This is a genomic window from Paralimibaculum aggregatum (assembly GCF_030270585.1).
Lineage (GTDB): Bacteria > Pseudomonadota > Alphaproteobacteria > Rhodobacterales > Rhodobacteraceae > Thermohalobaculum > Thermohalobaculum aggregatum.
The window spans coordinates 68,763-85,177 of sequence record NZ_BSYI01000015.1 but is presented as its reverse complement, the minus strand read 5'-3'; the positions used below and the strand labels follow the sequence as shown (position 1 = coordinate 85,177).

12 protein-coding genes are annotated in these 16,415 nt (G+C 71.6%); 10 read left to right on the top strand and 2 right to left on the bottom strand.

All coding sequences use genetic code 11. From position 1 onward, the window contains the following. Nucleotides 1-2: 2 nt before the first annotated feature. From QSJ97_RS11200 to QSJ97_RS11185, 4 genes are read left to right on the top strand one after another with little or no spacing between them, the layout of a single operon-like run. The gene (locus tag QSJ97_RS11200) at nt 3-2,048 is read left to right on the top strand and encodes a hydantoinase/oxoprolinase family protein (RefSeq protein WP_285671847.1); all 2,046 of its coding nucleotides are present in this window, start codon (nt 3-5) and stop codon (nt 2,046-2,048) included. Nucleotides 2,049-2,067: 19 nt separating this feature from the next. Further along, on the top strand, nt 2,068-4,035 hold the full coding sequence (locus QSJ97_RS11195) for a hydantoinase B/oxoprolinase family protein (RefSeq protein ID WP_285671846.1): 1,968 nt from the start codon (nt 2,068-2,070) through the stop codon (nt 4,033-4,035). Between the two features lie 28 nt (nt 4,036-4,063). After that, nucleotides 4,064-5,539 carry an aldehyde dehydrogenase family protein gene (locus tag QSJ97_RS11190; RefSeq protein WP_285671845.1) on the top strand — a complete coding sequence of 492 codons (1,476 nt, stop codon included), beginning with the start codon at nt 4,064-4,066 and terminating at the stop codon, nt 5,537-5,539. Further along, the gene (locus QSJ97_RS11185; RefSeq protein ID WP_285671844.1) at nt 5,536-6,579 is read left to right on the top strand and encodes a tartrate dehydrogenase; all 1,044 of its coding nucleotides are present in this window, start codon (nt 5,536-5,538) and stop codon (nt 6,577-6,579) included. The genes QSJ97_RS11190 and QSJ97_RS11185 overlap by 4 nt, the downstream gene beginning before the upstream one ends. A gap of 774 nt (nt 6,580-7,353) precedes the next feature. Here QSJ97_RS11185 and QSJ97_RS11180 read toward each other — a convergent pair. Continuing rightward, a complete protein-coding gene (locus tag QSJ97_RS11180; protein ID WP_285671843.1) occupies nt 7,354-8,631 on the bottom strand; it encodes an NAD(P)/FAD-dependent oxidoreductase in 1,278 nt (425 codons plus the stop codon). Nucleotides 8,632-8,638: 7 nt separating this feature from the next. Then, entirely contained in the window at nt 8,639-9,307 is a 669-nt protein-coding gene (locus tag QSJ97_RS11175; RefSeq protein ID WP_285671842.1) for a haloacid dehalogenase type II, read from the bottom strand. A 317-nt stretch (nt 9,308-9,624) separates the two neighbouring features. Between QSJ97_RS11175 and QSJ97_RS11170 the strand changes: the two genes are divergently transcribed. From QSJ97_RS11170 to QSJ97_RS11145, 6 genes are all read left to right on the top strand, one after another. Next, on the top strand, nt 9,625-10,473 hold the full coding sequence (locus QSJ97_RS11170; protein WP_285671841.1) for a GNAT family N-acetyltransferase: 849 nt from the start codon (nt 9,625-9,627) through the stop codon (nt 10,471-10,473). 20 nt (nt 10,474-10,493) lie between these two features. Continuing rightward, nucleotides 10,494-11,870: an aminotransferase class III-fold pyridoxal phosphate-dependent enzyme gene (locus QSJ97_RS11165; RefSeq protein WP_285671840.1), complete on the top strand. Its 1,377-nt coding sequence runs from the start codon at nt 10,494-10,496 to the stop codon at nt 11,868-11,870. 5 nt (nt 11,871-11,875) lie between these two features. Continuing rightward, nucleotides 11,876-12,790 (top strand): 2-hydroxyacid dehydrogenase, encoded by a 915-nt coding sequence (locus QSJ97_RS11160; RefSeq protein ID WP_285671839.1) that lies wholly within the window; start codon nt 11,876-11,878, stop codon nt 12,788-12,790. Between the two features lie 221 nt (nt 12,791-13,011). After that, a complete protein-coding gene (locus QSJ97_RS11155) occupies nt 13,012-13,743 on the top strand; it encodes an HAD-IA family hydrolase (RefSeq protein ID WP_285671837.1) in 732 nt (243 codons plus the stop codon). A 41-nt stretch (nt 13,744-13,784) separates the two neighbouring features. Then, the gene (locus tag QSJ97_RS11150; RefSeq protein WP_285671836.1) at nt 13,785-15,395 is read left to right on the top strand and encodes an ABC transporter substrate-binding protein; all 1,611 of its coding nucleotides are present in this window, start codon (nt 13,785-13,787) and stop codon (nt 15,393-15,395) included. 61 nt (nt 15,396-15,456) lie between these two features. Next, entirely contained in the window at nt 15,457-16,410 is a 954-nt protein-coding gene (locus QSJ97_RS11145; RefSeq protein ID WP_285671835.1) for an ABC transporter permease, read from the top strand. Nucleotides 16,411-16,415 lie beyond the last annotated feature (5 nt).

Below are 16,415 nucleotides of genomic sequence, written 5' to 3'. Positions count from 1 at the left end.
AGATGGGCTATCGCATTGGCGTCGACGTCGGGGGATCGTTCACCGATTTCGCCGTGCTCGACGAGACGAGCGGGGAGATGCTGGCGCTCAAGGTCTTCTCGCGGCCGGAGGAGCCGGGGGCGGAGATCCTCGCCGGCCTTGCCGCGCTGGCGGAGCGCGACGGCGTAACGCCGGCGCAGGTCGGCTACTTCACCCATGGCACGACGGTGGGCGTCAACACGGTCATCCAGCGCAGCGGCCCGAAGCTCGCGCTGTTCGCCACGGCGGGCTTCGAGGACGTGCTCGAGGTCGCCCGGCTGAAGATCCCGGAGATCAACAACCTCTACTCCCGCCGTCCGGCACCGCTGATCCCGCGCGAGCGGGTCTTCGGTATCGCCGAGCGGATCGGCGCCGACGGCAAGCCGCAACGGGCGCCCGGCCGCGCGGATGTGGCGGCGCACCTCGCCGAGGCGCAGGCGCGGGGCGCGGAGGGGGTGGTGATCGCCTTCCTCCATGCCTATCGCAACCCGGCGCATGAAGACGCGGTGCGCGCCATGCTGGCGGAGCTGGCGCCGGGGCTGCCGGTGGTCACCTCCTCCGGCACCTGGCCGGTGATCCGCGAATACGAGCGCAGCGTCACCGCGGTGATCTCCGGTTACGTGCAGCCGCAGGTCGCCAACTATCTCGACCGGTTCGAGGCGGCGCTGGCCGAGGCCGGGGTCGGCGTGCCGGCGCATATCACCAAGTCCAACGGCGGGGTGATGGCGCTCGATCAGGCCCGCGCCGAGCCGGTGCAGATGATCCTCTCGGGCACGGCTTCCGGGGTCATCGGCGCCGGCCATCTCGCCCGGCATTGCGGCTTCGACCGCATCCTCAGCCTCGATATCGGCGGCACCTCGGCGGATGTCGCGGTGATCCTCGACGGGGTGCCGCAGTTCGGCACCGGCGAGCTGATCGGCGAGTTCCAGATCCACATCCCCTCGGTGGCCGTGACATCCGTGGGCCAGGGCGGCGGCTCGGTGGCGGCGCTCGACGGGCTCGGCGTGCTCAAGGTCGGGCCGGAAAGCGCCGGCTCGACGCCCGGGCCGGCCTGCTATGGCCGCGGCGGCACGCGGCCGACGGTGACGGACGCCATGGCGGCGGCCAACCTGATCGGCCACGGCGCGCTCGGCTATGGCGCGGTCAGCGTCGATCATGGCGCGGCGCGGGCGGCGATCGCGCCGCTGGCCGAGGGGCTTGGCGCAACGGTGGAGGAGGTCGCGGCCAGCATCGTCGAGATCGCGGTCTCCTCGATGTATGCCGAGATCTCCGGGCTGATCTCGCGCTTCGGCATCGACCCGCGGGAGTTTCACCTCTTCGCCTTCGGCGGCGCGGGCGCGATGCTGGCCTGCTTCGTCGCGCGCGAGCTCGACATGAAGGGCGTGGTGGTGCCGCCGCGGCCGGGGGTGATCTCGGCGCTCGGCGGGGTGATCGCGGATCTGCGCAACGACTTCATCCGCACGCTCTTCCTCGATCTCGACGAGGCCGGGGTGCGCGCGCTGGCGGCGCCGCTCGCCGAGCTCGAGGAAACCGGGCGGGCCTGGCTCGCCGAGCAGGGGCATGACGGGCCGGCGGCGATCTCGGTCAGCGCCGACATGCGCTATGCCGGGCAGTCCTTCGAGATCGAGGCGCCGCTGGAGGCCGGGTGGATCGCCGCGGGGAATGCCGGGGCCATAGCGCAGGCCTTCCATGCCGAGCACGACCGCCTCTTCGGCCATGCCAACCCGCATGCCCCGGTGCAGCTCGTCAATCTCCGCCTCGTGGTCTCGGGGCCGACGCCGAAGCCGGCGATCCCGCGCCCCGCGCCGGCAGAAGGGCCGGCCATGCCCGAGCGCCATGTCACCGGCTGGTTCGACGGGCTGGCGCACGAGGTCCCGCTCTACCAGCGCGCCGATCTCCGCCCGGGCCATCGGCTCGCGGGGCCGGCCATCGTCGGGCAGGAGGACACCACCACCGTGCTGCCGCCGGATTTCGCGCTCGAGGTCGATGCCTTCGGCAACCTCGTGCTGACCCGCGCGCCCCGCGCCTGAGCCCCCGGAGGACCACCGCATGATCGACGCCCGCAGCCTTCAGGTGCTCGCCAATTTCTGCAACGCCGCGGCGGATGCCATGGCCTACACGCTGATGCGCACCGCCCATTCGGCCTTCGTGAAGGAGACCGAGGACTTCTCCTGCCAGATCGTCACCCGCGAGGGGCTGGCCTTCGGCAACCCGCGCCATCTCGGCGCGCCCTGGTATTCCGGCGTCGACTATGGCGGCCTGCTGGCGAGCTTTCCCGCCTATGCCCCCGGCGACATCTGCATCACCAACGATCCGGAGGCCGGCAACGTCGCCACCCACACGCCGGACATCCACATCTGGAAGCCTGTGTTTCACGAGGGCGAGATCGCCTGCTTCGTCGTCGGCCATATCCACAACACCGATGTCGGCGGCGCGGTGCCGGCCTCGCTCTCGCGCAGCCTCAGCGAGATCGTGCAGGAGGGGGTGCGCATCCCGCCGGTGAAGCTGATCGAGCAGGGCGTCGAGAACCCCTATATCGCGAAGCTGATCCGCGCCAATGTCCGGCTGCCGGAGCAGAACCTCGGCGACCTCGCGGCGCAGATCGCCTCGGTGAACATCGGCGAGCGCAAGATGGGCGAGATCATCCGGCGCTTCGGCTTCGAGACCTTCCTGCAGGGCGTCGAGGCGATCCTCGACCATGCCGAGGCGCAGGCCCGCCAGGCGCTCTCGAAAGTGCCCGACGGGGAATATTTCTTCGCCGACTATGCCGACGAGGACAGCCCCGAGGGGCTGCCGGCCCGGGTTGCCCTCACGCTCCGGGTGCAGGGCGACGCGGTGGAGCTCGACTATTCCGGCACCGACCCGCAGCTCGGCTCCTCGCTCAACATGCCGACCGGCGGGCGCGAGCGCCACGCGCTGGTGATGGTGGGGCTGACCTACGTGCTCGGCACGCTCTCGCCGGGGATCTGGCTGAACGCCGGCACGCTGCGCGCGGCGCGGGCGGTGCTGCCCGAGGGCACGATGGTCAACGCGGCGCCGGGGGCGGCGGTGGGGATGCGCTCGCTGACCTGCGCGCTCACCCAGATCGTCACCCAGGGTGCCTTCGCCCAGGCGCTGCCGGCGCTGATGCCGGCGGCGGCGCCCGGCGGCAACGCGATCATGAACATCCGAACCGCGGCGCGCAACGGCCGCCCGGCGATGGCCTCGATCGGGCCGGTGGGCGGCGGCGGCGGTGCCACGCCCTTCGCCGATGGCGGCGACGGGGCCGGCGGCACCACGGGGTTCCTGCGCAACACGCCCATCGAGATCTCCGAGGCGGAGGTGCCGATCCACTTCCTGCGCTACGGGCTCGAGCCGGACAGCGGCGCGCCCGGGCGCTGGCGCGGCGGGCTCTCGGCGGTGATGGAGTTCCGCGTCTCGGCGCCGGAGACGGTGGTCACGGCGCGCAACCGCAACCGCTCGATCATGGCGGCCTGGGGCCTGCAGGGGGCCGGCGCCGCCGGGGTCTCGCGCTTCGTGAAGAACCCGGGGCAGGCCGGCGAGGTGAACCTCGGCAACACCGATCTGGTGCGCTGCGGGCCGGGCGACGTGATCCGCGTCGTCGGCCCCGGTGCCGGCGGCTGGGGCGATCCCTTCTCCCGCCCGCCGGAGCTGGTGGCGGCGGATGTCCGCCGCGGCGCGGTCAGCCCGGAGCGCGCGGCGGCGGATTATGGCGTGGTGCTGCGCGGCGGCACGGTGGACATGCCCGCCACCGAGGCGCTGCGGGCCGCGCCCCGCCCGGCGCCGGAGACAATCTCCCACGGCCCCGAGCGGCGCGTCTTCGAGGCGGTCTGGACCCGCGCGCGCTATGACCTGCTGACGGCCTTTCTCGCGGGCCAGCCGGTCTCCTGGCGCTTCTACCTCAAGCACCGCGTCTTCGAGGCGGTGGCCGCCGCCCCCGATGCTCCGCCGGAGCCGCAGATGCGGGAGATCTTCGCCCGGCTCTGCGCGCGCTACGGCCTCGATGCGCCCGCCTGACCCCAGCCCCGAGAGACGCGAGAGATCCATGACCGCATCCTTCGACCCCGCCTCGGTGGACCTGCCCACCGGGCACCACATCGCCGGCCGGTTCCTGCCCGCCAGCGGCGGCATTCCGCTCCGCCGCCCGTCCGATGGCGCCGCCCATGCCGACTGCCCGGTGGCCGATGCCGATTGCGTCGACCGCGCGGTGGAGGCTGCCCATGCCGCCCTCGCCGCCTCCGGCTGGGGGCGCTGCACCCCGCGGGACCGGACCCGTGCGCTGCAGCGCTGGGCCGATCTCATGGAGGCCGAGGCGGCGCCGCTGGCCCGGCTCGAGGCGGTCTCCTCGACCCGGCCCGTGGCGCAGCTGGCGGCGGGGGACATCGCGGTTACCGCCGAGCAGATCCGCTTCTTCGCCGAGCTGGCGGACAAGGAATGCAGCGAGCTCGCCCCCACCGCCGAGGGCGCCCTCGGCATGACCGTTGCCGAGCCCTACGGGGTGATCGCCGCCATCACGCCCTGGAACTTCCCGATCTCCATGGCCGGATGGAAGCTCGCGCCCGCGCTCGCCGCCGGCAATGCGGTGGTCATCAAGCCCTCCGAGCTGACGCCGTTCTCCACGGTGCGGCTGGCCGAGCTTGCGGTGCGCGCCGGCATCCCGGAGGGCATCGTCAACGTGGTGCTGGGCGACGGGCCGACCACGGGCGCCGCGCTCACCGGCCATCCCGGCATCGGCAAGGTGAGCTTCACCGGCTCCACCGCCGCCGGTGCCGCGATCATGGAGAATGCCGCGCGCACCGGCATCCGGCCGGTGACCCTCGAACTCGGCGGCAAGAGCCCGCAGATCGTCTTCGCCGATGCCGATCTCGGGCTGGCGGCGGATGCCATCGCGCGCAGCATCCTCGCCAATGCCGGGCAGGCCTGCGTCGCCGGCAGCCGGGTGATCGTCGAGGCCCCGGTGGCGGAGCAGCTGACGGAGATGCTCGCCGCGCGCCTCGCCCGCATCCGCCCCGGCCCGACCTGGGCGGCGGAGACCGACTATGCCCCGATCGTCTCCGAGCGGCAGATCGCCCGCATCGAGGGGATCGTGGGCGCGGGCATCGCGGCCGGGGCGGAGCTGCGCTGCGGCGCCGCGCGGTTCGACCGGGAGGGCTATTTCTACGCGCCGACGCTCCTGGCCGGCGTGCGTCCGGACAACCCCGCCGAGCTGGCCGAGATCTTCGGCCCGGTGCTGACGCTGCAGAGCTTCGCGAGCGAGGAGGAGGCGCTGCGGCTGGCCGATCACCCGGTCTATGGCCTCTGCGCCGGGCTCTACACGCGCGACCTCTCCCGCGCGCTCCGGGTCATGCGGGGGCTGCAGAGCGGCACCGTCTGGGTCAACCGCTATGGCCGCTCGCGCGACCACATCCTGCCCACAGGGGGTTACAAGTCGAGCGGCATCGGCAAGGATCTCGGCCGTGCCGCCTTCCATGCCTGCCGACGGGAGAAAACCGTGTTGATCGACATCGCGAGGACCGAATGACCGAGACAAGACCCCATCGCATCGCCCTGATCCCCGGCGACGGGATCGGCGTGCCCGTCACCGAGGCCGCGGTCGCCGTGGCCGAGAAGGCGCTGGGCGGGCGGCTCGAGACCGTGCGCTTCCCCTGGTCCTGCGACCACTATCTCGAGACCGGCGCGATGATGCCCGCGGACGGGATCGAGACATTGCGCGGCTTCGACGCGATCCTGCTCGGCGCCGTCGGCTGGCCGGCGAAGGTGCCGGACGCGGTCTCGCTGCACGGGCTGCTGCTGCCGATCCGCAAGGAGTTCGCGCAATATGCGAACATGCGCCCGCACCGGCTTCTGCCGGGGGTCGAGGGGCCGCTGCGCAAGGCGGAGTTCGGCATCCTCTGCATCCGCGAGAACACCGAGGGCGAGTATTCCGGCGCCGGCGGGCGGGTGCATCGGGGCACGCCGGGCGAGGTGGCGGTCGAGACCGCGATCTTCACCCGCCTCGGGGTCGAGCGCATCCTGCGTTTCGGCTTCGAGCAGGCGCGGCGGCGGAGCGGCCGGCTCGCCTCGGTGACCAAGTCCAACGCACAGCGCCATTCGATGGTGTTCTGGGACGAGGTGACCCGCGAACTCGCCGCCGAATACCCGGATGTCGCGGTCACGCCCTATCATGTGGATGCGATCTGCGCGCGCATGGTGATGGCGCCGGAGACGCTCGACGTGGTGGTGGCCTCGAACCTCTTCGGCGACATCCTCACCGATCTCGGCGCGGCGATCCAGGGCGGGCTCGGCTTCGCCGCCTCGGCCAACATCAATCCGGGGCGCGAGGCGCCCTCGATGTTCGAGCCGGTGCACGGCTCGGCGCCGGACATCGCCGATCTCGGCATCGCCAACCCGATTGCCGCGATCTGGTCGGCGGCGATGATGCTCGAACATCTCGGCGAGGCCGAGGCGGCGGCCCGCGTGATGGCGGCGGTGGGCGCGGTCACCGCCCGCGGCATCGGCACCGTACCGGGGCAGGACCGCACCGACGCCATCACCGCGGCAGTGCTGGCGGCGCTGGACTGAGGGAACGGCAACGGAACAGGCGGAGGCGGTTGCCCCGGCGGGCATCGCGGATGCCGGACCGTTCCGGCAGGCGGCGCCGGTCGGCGGCGCATGGCGCATCGGCAGAGGTGCCGGCCACGGCCACGGGCGCGGCCCTGGCCACGGGCGCGGAGATCGGCTCCGTGCCCGATCGCTCGGGCGCAGAGGAAGAGGCCGCCACCGGCGCGGCCCGGGCGGGCTTCGCGGCGTGGCGCGCGATGCCCATGCTGCGCGCGCGGCGATGCTGGTGCGCCGGCACGACCTGGCGCCGGCGCATTCGGTGGATCCCGTGCGAAACCCCTCTTGGAGGGGGCAAGCCGCTCCAGGAGGCGCGCCGCAGGATCTGCCGTGGCGCCCGCTTCGTCATATGGCTCGTCGGGGCGCGCGCCTGACTGATGGTGGCACCAGCCCCGCTCCGGCCGGCAGCCGGCAGATCCCGGCGCATAAGGAGCCGGCTGGCCTTGCGGCGGCGATCCAGCCCCCGGAGGTCGCACCGTTTCCGCCGCCGGCAGAGGCGTCCTGCGGCCCGGTTGCACCTTTCGTCGATCGGGCGACGGAAGCCGAGGCGATCCGGCTCGCGAGCACGACGCCCTGTTGCAGCGCCGCTCCTTTCTGCATCCAAAGCCATGCCCGCGCCCGGTGCTCGAGTTTGGTGAGGCCAGGCTCGGGGGAGATCGCAGGCAGAAGGCGCTCCGCATGACCGACCCTCGAGGGTCGGCCCTGGGGGCTCCGTGATCGGGGGTGTCGGCCGGCGCCTCAGCCGATCCGATCGAGCATCCGGTAATAGGCGCCGACCACGGGGAGGAACCACGGCGTGCCGAGATGCCCCGGCACCGCCTTCCAGGGCAGATGCGCCCAGGGGTTCTCGACCGCGGCGCCGACGATCATCCCGGCCATGATCTCCCCCATATGGGTCGCGATCTGCGCGCCATGACCGGAATAGCCCATGGCATAGTGCAGGCCCTCATGGCTGCCGGCGCGGGGGTAGCGGTCCTGCGTCATGTCGACGAGCCCGCCCCAGCAATGGTCGATCTCGATGCCGGCCAGCGCCGGGAAGATCTGCGCCAGCGCCGCCTGCAGGATCGCGCCGCTCTTCGCGTCGGAGCGCTGGTCGGAGCTGGCCGAGAACCGCGCCCGCCCGCCGAAGATCAGCCGGTTGTCCGGCGAGAGGCGGAAATAGTTGCCAACGTTGAGCGAGGTCACGCAGGTGCGGTTGCCCGGCATCGTGGCGGCGATCTCGTCCGGCGAGAGCGGGCGGGTGGCGAGCAGGAAGCTTCCCACCGGCACGATGCGGCGGCGGAACCAGCGAAACACCGGCGTGGTGTAGGCGCCGGTCGCCAGCAGCACCTCGCGCGCCGCGAGCCGGCCCTTCGGCGTGGTCAGCGCCCAGCCCGCGCCTTCGCGGCGGAGGCCGATGACCGGAGCGCCCTCGTGGATTGCGGCGCCGTGGCGCGCCGCCGCCTCCGCCAGCCCGGCGGCGAACCTGCCCATGTGCATCATCGCGCTGCGGTGCTGCAGCATGGCGCCGTGGAAGGCGCCGGAGACGATCTCGCGGCCGAGCTCGGCGCGGGTCAGCATCTCGGTCTCCGGGTCCACCTCCGCATGCACCGCCTCGAAGTTCCGCGCGATGCTCTCGTAGTGGGCCGGCTTGGAGGCCAGCTTGAGCTTGCCGGCGCGGCGGAAGTCGCAGGCGATGCCCTCCTCGGCGATCAGCCGCTCGATGGTGGCGATGCCGGTGTCGAAGGCGCGGTACATCGCCTGCGCCCGCTCCGGCCCGAAGCTGTCGCGGGCATGGAGATAGCTGTGCGCCAGCCCGTTGTTGAGATGCCCGCCGTTCCGGCCCGATGCGCCGAAGCCGACATGCGCCGCCTCCAGCACGACCACCCGGCGCCCCGCCTTCGCCAGCGCCCGGGCGGCGCCGAGCCCGGTGAAGCCGGCGCCGATCACCGCGACATCCGCAGTGCCCTCGACCGGACCCACGGCCCCCCCGGCAAAGCGGGGGGCGCTGTCGTGCCAGTAGGAGGTGAACTTCATCGCGCCCTCAGAGGCCGAACACCGCGGGCAGGCCGCGAATGTCGGCGATCTCGGTATAGCCGTAATAGGGATTGGCCGGCTCGTGCCCGCGGTTGACCCAGACCTTCGAGCGGATGCCGAGGTCGTGGGCCGTCATCAGGTCGTAGCGGAACGAGGAGGAGACATGGGTGATCTCCTCCGGCCCGACGCCGAGCCTGTCCATCATGTATTCGAAACCGTTCATCGCCGGCTTGTAGGTGCCTGTCTCCTCGGCGGTGAAGACGGCATGGACCGGCGCGCCGAGCTTCTCGACATTGTGCATGATCTGGTCGTTCATCGCGTTGGAGAGGATCACCAGCGGGATCTCGGCCGCGACTTTCGCCAGCCCCTCGGGCACATCCGGGTGCGGCCCCCAGGTCGGCACCTCCTCGTAGATCTGCCGGGCGCCCTCGGGCAGGAACGCGACGCCACTGCGTTTGCAGGCCCGCTCGAGCGCGTTGCTGATCACGTCGAAATAGGGTTTCCAGGCGCCGAGGATCTCGTCGCGGCGATAGGCGGAGAAATCGCGGATCAGCGTCTCCAGCGTCGCCTCGTCGATGCGCCCCTCATAGACCCGGCGCGTGGCGCCCTGCATGTCGAAATTGGTCAGCGTGCCATAGCAGTCGAAGGTCACGAACTTGGGGCGGAATGCGGTCATGGCTGTCCTCGCATGTCTGGTGGCGTGGTTTCCCCGAGCCTAGGCCAGGGCCGCCGCGGCGCCCCGCTGCTTTGATCGCCGGGAAAGCACAAAACGCCGTTCTGCGCCGGGCGTGCAGCACAGTCTTCCGAGCCGGGCGGGCGGCGGATTGGGCGGGCGCCGGGCACTCGTGCCGGCGCGTGCCGGCCATGGCAGTTCCTGCGGCGCGGCGCGTGCTCAACGGCGGAAGATGTCGCCGGGCGCCGGCATTCCCGAAGCATCGGCCCGCGCGCCCGCCCTAGCCTTTTCGCATGGATCCCGAAACGCCGATCGAGAGCATGAACACCCTGACCCTTGCGGACTTCCGCCCGGAGCATCTTCCCGGCGCGCTGCGCCTCGTCGCCGAGGCCAGATGGCCCCACCGCGCCGAGGATCTCGCCTTCTTCCTCCGCCTCAGCCGGGGGATCGTGGCGCTGGACGGCGGCCAGGTGGTCGGCACGACGCTGCTCACCCGCTTCGGTCCGGTGGCGGTGATGAGCATGATCGTGGTGGATGCGCGCCTGCGCGGGCGCGGCATCGGGCGGCGCATGATGGAGCAGGTCATGGCCGGCGCGGCGGTGGCGGAGCTTCGCCTCGTCGCCACCGAGGAGGGTCGCCCGCTCTACGAGAAGCTGGGCTTCGCGGTGACCGGCGAGATCGTGCAGCATCAGGGGATCGCGGCGCCCCAGGCCGCGGATCTGCCCTCGGGCGATGTCTCCTGGGTCGATGGCGCCGAACGCGAGGCGCTGCTCCCGGCGATCGCCGCCCTCGATGCCGAGGCCGCGCAGGCCGACCGCGCCTCCCTCGTAAGCGCGCTGGCAGGGGCCGGGCGCATCGCGGTGCTGCGCCGCCGCGGCGCGCCGGCCGGCTATCTCGCGCTTCGCGCCTTCGGCCGCGGCGACGTGGCCGGCCCGGTGGTCGCGCCCGACCGGCCCGGGGCCGAGGCGCTGCTCTCCGCGGCGCTGGCGGCGTGCGAGGGGCGCTTCCTGCGCATCGACACCCCCGCCGAGACCGGTCTTGGCGACTGGCTCGCCGCCCGCGGCCTCGCCCATGCCGGCGGCGGCCTCGCCATGCGCCGCGGCGCGCCCGCGCTGCCGGCGCCGCAGACCCATCATCTCTTCGCCCTGGCCGCCCAGGCCCTCGGCTGACAGTTTCGGAGACCGCCCCCATGCTGAGCAACTCGCTCGTCGAACTCGACCGCGCCCATCTCGTCCATCCCGTGGCCTCCTGGCGCGGCCACGAGGCGGCCGGCGTCCGCGTCATCGCCTCCGGCGACGGCGCGACCGTGACCGACACCAGCGGCCATCGGCTGATCGACGGGTTCGCCGGGCTCTGGTGCGTCAATGCCGGCTATGGCCAGGAGAGCATCGTCGAGGCCGCCACCCGCCAGCTCCGCACGCTGCCCTATGCCACCGGCTATTTCGGCCTCGGCTCCGAGCCCGCGATCCGGCTCGCGGCGCGGCTCGCAGAGGCCGCACCGGGAGATCTGGACCACGTGTTCTTCACCCTCGGCGGCTCGGACGCGGTGGACAGCACGGTGCGCTTCGTGCGCCACTACTGGCACAGCCGTGGCAAGCCGGAGCGCGACCAGTTCATCACCCTCGAGATGGGCTATCACGGCTCGAGCACGGTGGGCGCCGGGCTGACCGCGCTGCCGGCCTTCCACACCGGCTTCGGCGTGCCGCATGACTGGCAGCACCGGATCCCCTCGCACCATGCCTATCGCAACCCGGCCGGGCAGGACCCGGCGGCGATCACCGCGGCCTCGGTCGCCGCGCTGCGCGCCAAGGTGAAGGCGCTCGGCGGGCCGGAGCGGGTCGCGGCCTTCTATGTCGAGCCGATCCAGGGCTCCGGCGGGGTTCTGGTGCCGCCGCCGGGGTGGATGGCGGCGATGCGGGCGGTCTGCGCCGAGATGGAGATCCTCTTCATCGCCGACGAGGTGATTACCGGCTTCGGGCGCACCGGCCCGCTCTTCGCCTGCGCCGAGGAGGGCGTGGTGCCTGACATGATGACCACCGCCAAGGGGTTGACCTCGGGCTATGCGCCGATGGGGGCGGTGTTCCTCTCCGAGCATGTCTATGCGACCATCGCCGACGGCGCCGGGCAGGGCGTGGTGGGCCACGGGCTCACCTATTCCGGCCATCCGGTGAGCGCGGCCATCGGGCTCGCGGTGCTGGATCTCTACGAGGGCGGGCTGCTGGAGAACGGTCGGCGCGCGGGCGCCCGGCTGATGGCGGGGCTTCAGGCACTGGCGGACCATCCGCTGGTGGGCGATGTCCGTGGCCGCGGGATGCTGGCGGCGCTGGAGCTCGTGACCGACAAGGCCGCGAAGACCCCGCTGCCGGCCGCGGCACAGCCCGCCACCCGGATCTTCGACCGGGCCTGGGCACAGGGGCTGGTGCTGCGCGCCTTCCCTTGGGGGGTGATCGGCTTCGCGCCGCCGCTCTGCTGCACCGAGGCGGAGATCGACGGCATCCTCGCCCGCACCCGCGCGGTGCTCGACGAGACGCTCGACGATCCGGACATCCGCGCGGCGATGGGCTGAGGGGGATGGCGCTCCTCTTCCGTTCCGACCCGGCGCGCGGCGCGGTGTTCCGCGACGCCTTTGCCGAGGCGCTGCCGGAGCTGCCCTTCCACATCGGCGCCGCGCCGGAGCCGGAGGCGGTGGAGTACATCGTCACCTGGACCGTGCCCGAGCGCCTGGCCGAGACCCATCCGCGGCTGCGCCTGATCTTCTCGGTGGGGGCGGGGGTGGACCAGTTCGACCTCGCCGCCGTGCCGGCAGGGGTTGGCGTGGTGCGGATGCTGGAGCCCGGCATCCCCGAGCAGATGCGCGAATACGTGACCATGGCGGTGCTCGCGCTGCACCGCGACCTGCCGGGCTATCTCGTGCAGCAGCGCGCCGGGCTCTGGCAGTCCGGGCGCAACCGGCCGGCGGCGGAGCGGCGCATCGGCGTGATGGGGCTCGGCCAGCTCGGCGCCGCGGTGCTGGGCGCGCTGGCGCCCTTCGGTTTCCCGCTGGCCGGCTGGAGCCGCAGCCCGCGGCAGATCCCCGGGGTCGACTGCTACACCGACCTGCCGGCGTTCCTCGCCCGCACCGACATCCTCGTCTGCCTGCTGCCGCTCACCGCCGAGACCGAGGGGCTGATGGATGCCGGGTTCTTCGCGATGCTGCCGGCGGGCGCGTCGCTGGTCCATGCCGGCCGAGGGCGGCAGCTCGATCATGGCGCGCTGCTCGCGGCGCTGGACGGCGGCCGGCTTTCCGGCGCGGTGCTCGACGTGACCGAACCCGAGCCGCTGCCGGCCGGCCATCCCTTCCGCTCGCATCCGCAGATTCTGCTGACCCCGCACATCGCCTGCCAGACTCGCGCCGCCGACGGCGCACGCCATGTGGTCGCCGGCGTCATGGCAGACCGGGCCGGCGCGCCGGTGCCCGGCCTGATCGACCGCGCGCGCGGCTATTGAGACGATTCCGGCGCGATGGGTCGATTCAGCAGATTATACCGCGATGCCGCCCGGTTCGGCGCGTTTGCATTGCGGTATTGGCCCAGTCTGTCGGGAACGACATCGAAAGGGCGGAGCGGATCGGAGACCGAAGCCAGGAGGAGCGCACCGGCAGTGGCAGCGTTTTCTGCCGTGAACGGATGGCCGGCCCGCATCGCGGGCCTCGCAGGGGGACGAGAGAGATGACAGGCAGCTTCGCCGCCTTCCGCTACATGAGCTTCGACGTGGTCGGCACGCTGATCGATTTCGAGCGGGGCCTGCTCGACGCGCTCCGCGCGATCGCTTCCGGACACGGGGCGGCGCTCGACGAGGCCCGCGCGCTCGACCTCTACCGCGCCGCGCGCGGCGCGCCGGATGTCGGCCGCTTCCCCGACGATCTCGTGCGCTGCTATCTGCGCATCGCCCCGGCGCTCGGCCTGCCCGCCGAGGCCGCCCCGGCCGAGCGGCTGCGCGCCTCGGTGGCGGACTGGCGCCCCTTCCCGGACAGCGTCGCGGCACTGGCCGAGCTGGGCGAGCGCTTCCGCCTCGTCGCCATGACCAATGCGCAGCGCTGGGCCTTCGAGCATTTCGACAACGCGCTCGGCCGCCCCTTCCATGCCAGCTTCACCCCCGACGAGACCGGCACCGAGAAGCCGGACCCGGCCTTCTTCCGCCAGGTTCTGGCGCATGTCGCGGCCGAGGGCGGCAGGCCGGACGCGCTGCTGCACGTGGCACAGAGCCAGTATCACGACATCGGCGTCTCGCGCGCCCTCGGCCTGAGCAACTGCTGGATCCAGCGGCGCAGCGGCAAGCCCGGCTATGGCGGCACCATCGCGCCCGAGGCCGACACGGTGCCCGATTTCCACTTCACCTCGATGGCCGGCCTCGCCGGTGCCGTCGCGGCAGAGAAGCCCGAAGAAGCCCAACCCGTGTGAGCCCGCGGCCCCGGAAAGAACCGACAAGGAGGACTGCAACCATGACCGACGAGAAGATCACCAACTGGACCCGCGCCGACGACCGGATGGTCGAGCACGCGCTGAAACGTGGCGCCTCGCGGCGCGACCTCTTGCGGATGTTCATGGCGAGCGGCATCGGCTTCGCCGCCGGGGGCACCATTCTCGGCCGCGCCGGCGCGGCGCTGGCGGCGACCCCGGTGAAGGGCGGGCACCTGAAGGCGGCCGGCTGGTCCTCGAGCACGGCCGACACGCTCGACCCGGCGAAGGCCTCGCTCTCGACCGACTATGTGCGCTGCTGCGCGGCCTACAACCGGCTGACCTTCCTGAACGAGGCCGGCGAGGTCGAGATGGAGCTCGCCGAGAGCATCGAGAGCGCCGATGCCCAGACCTGGATCGTGAAGCTGCGGTCCGGCGTGACCTTCCACGACGGCAAGCCCTTCACCGCGGACGACGTCGTCTTCTCGCTGGCGCGCCACCTCGACGACGCCACCGGCTCCAAGGTGAACTCGATCGCGGCGCAGATGACCGGCATCAAGGCGGTGGACCCGCTGACCGTCGAGATCACGCTGCAGGCGCCGAATGCCGACCTGCCGACGATCCTGTCGCTGCACCATTTCATGATTGTCGCCGAGGGCACGACGGATTTCAGCACCGGCAACGGCACCGGCGCCTTCAGGGTGGAGACCTTCGAGCCCGGCGTGCGCTCGATCATGATGCGCAACGACAACTACTTCAAGGACGGCCCCAACCTCGACAGCTTCGAGTATTTCGCGATTCCGGACAACTCGGCCCGGGTCAACGCGCTGCTCTCGGGCGACATCCACCTCGCCGCCGCGGTCAAGCCGCAGTCGATGCGCCTGCTCGAGTCGCAGGACCACGTGGTGACCTCGATCACCACCTCGGGCAACTACACCAACCTCAACATGCGCCTCGACCTCTCGCCGGGCGACAATGCCGATTTCGTCGAGGGCATGAAATACCTGCTCGACCGCGACCTGATCAGGAAATCGGCGGTGCGGGGCCTGGCCGAGATCGCCAACGACCAGCCGATCTCGCCGATGAATGCCTATCACAATGCCGAGCTGAAGCCGCGCGCCTATGATCCGGAGCGGGCCAAGGCGCTGTTCGAGAAGGCCGGGGTCTATGGCCAGGCGATCCCGATCGTCGCCTCCGATGCCGCCGGCTACTCGGTGGAGATGGCCACCCTGGTGCAGCAGGCCGGCGCCGAGATCGGCATGCCGTTCGATGTCCAGCGCGTGCCCTCCGACGGCTACTGGTCGAAGTACTGGCTGAAGGCGCCGATCCATTTCGGCAACATCAACCCGCGGCCGACGCCCGACATCCTGTTCTCGCTGCTCTACGCCTCGGACGCGCCGTGGAACGAGAGCCAGTTCAAGAGCGAGAAGTTCGACGCCATGCTGGTCGAGGCCCGCGGCGAGCTCGATTTCGCCAGGCGCAAGGAGATCTACGGCGAGATGCAGGTCATGGTGTCCAACGAGGCGGGCACGGCGATCCCGGTCTATCTCTCGAGCGTGGATGCGCTGTCGACCGGCCTCAAGGGCCTGCGGCCGAACCCGCTCGGCGGGCAGATGGGCTATTCCTTCGCGGAGTATGTCTGGCTCGACGCCTGATCACCACCACGGGATGCCGGGGCCCGCGCTCCGGCATCCGCCTCCGGCCAGGGGAGCCTTCATGAACCCACAGATCGCCATGCTCGTGATCGGACGGCTCGGCGTCGCGCTGGTGACGCTGCTGATCGTCTCGGCCGTGGTCTTCGCGGCCACCGAGATGCTGCCGGGCGACATCGTGGAGATCCTGCTCGGCCAGGCGGCAACGCCCGAGGCGGTGGCGGGCCTGCGCGAGGCGATGCATCTCGACGAGCCCTCGGTGCTGCGCTACTGGCGCTGGATCATCGGGCTCCTGAGCGGCGATCTCGGCACCTCCTACGCCAACGACCTGCCGATCGCCGAGATGATCGGCGACCGGCTGACCAACACGCTGCGGCTCGCGGCGGTGACCGGGGGCGTGGCGGTGCCGCTGGCGCTGACCCTCGGGATCACCACGGCAATGTTCCGCGGCTCGACCTATGACCGGGTGGTGACGACCTGCGTGGTCTCGGTGATCTCGGTGCCGGAGTTCATGATCGCGACGCTGGCGGTGCTGGTCTTCGCGGTCTGGCTCAACTGGCTGCCGGCGCTCTCCTTCTCCAGCGGCACGCCGGGCTGGGGCGAGATGCTGCGGATCTTCGCCATGCCGGTGATCACGCTCTGCTGCGTCATCACCGCCCAGATGATCCGGATGACCCGGGCCGCGGTGATCGAGACGCTGCGCATGCCCTATATCGAGATGGCGCTGCTCAAGGGCGCCTCGCGCTGGCGGATCGTCATGCGCCACGCGCTGCCGAACGCCATCGGCCCGATCGTCAACGCCGTCGCGCTCTCGCTCTCCTATCTCCTCGGCGGGGTGATCATCGTCGAGACCATCTTCAACTATCCCGGCGTCGCCAAGCTGATGGTGGATGCGGTGGCGACGCGCGACCTGCCGCTGATCCAGTCCTGCGCCATGGTCTTCTGCATCGGCTATCTGGTCCTGATCACCCTGGCGGACATCCTGGCGATCGTCTCCAACCCGAGGCTGCGCAAGTGATGGCC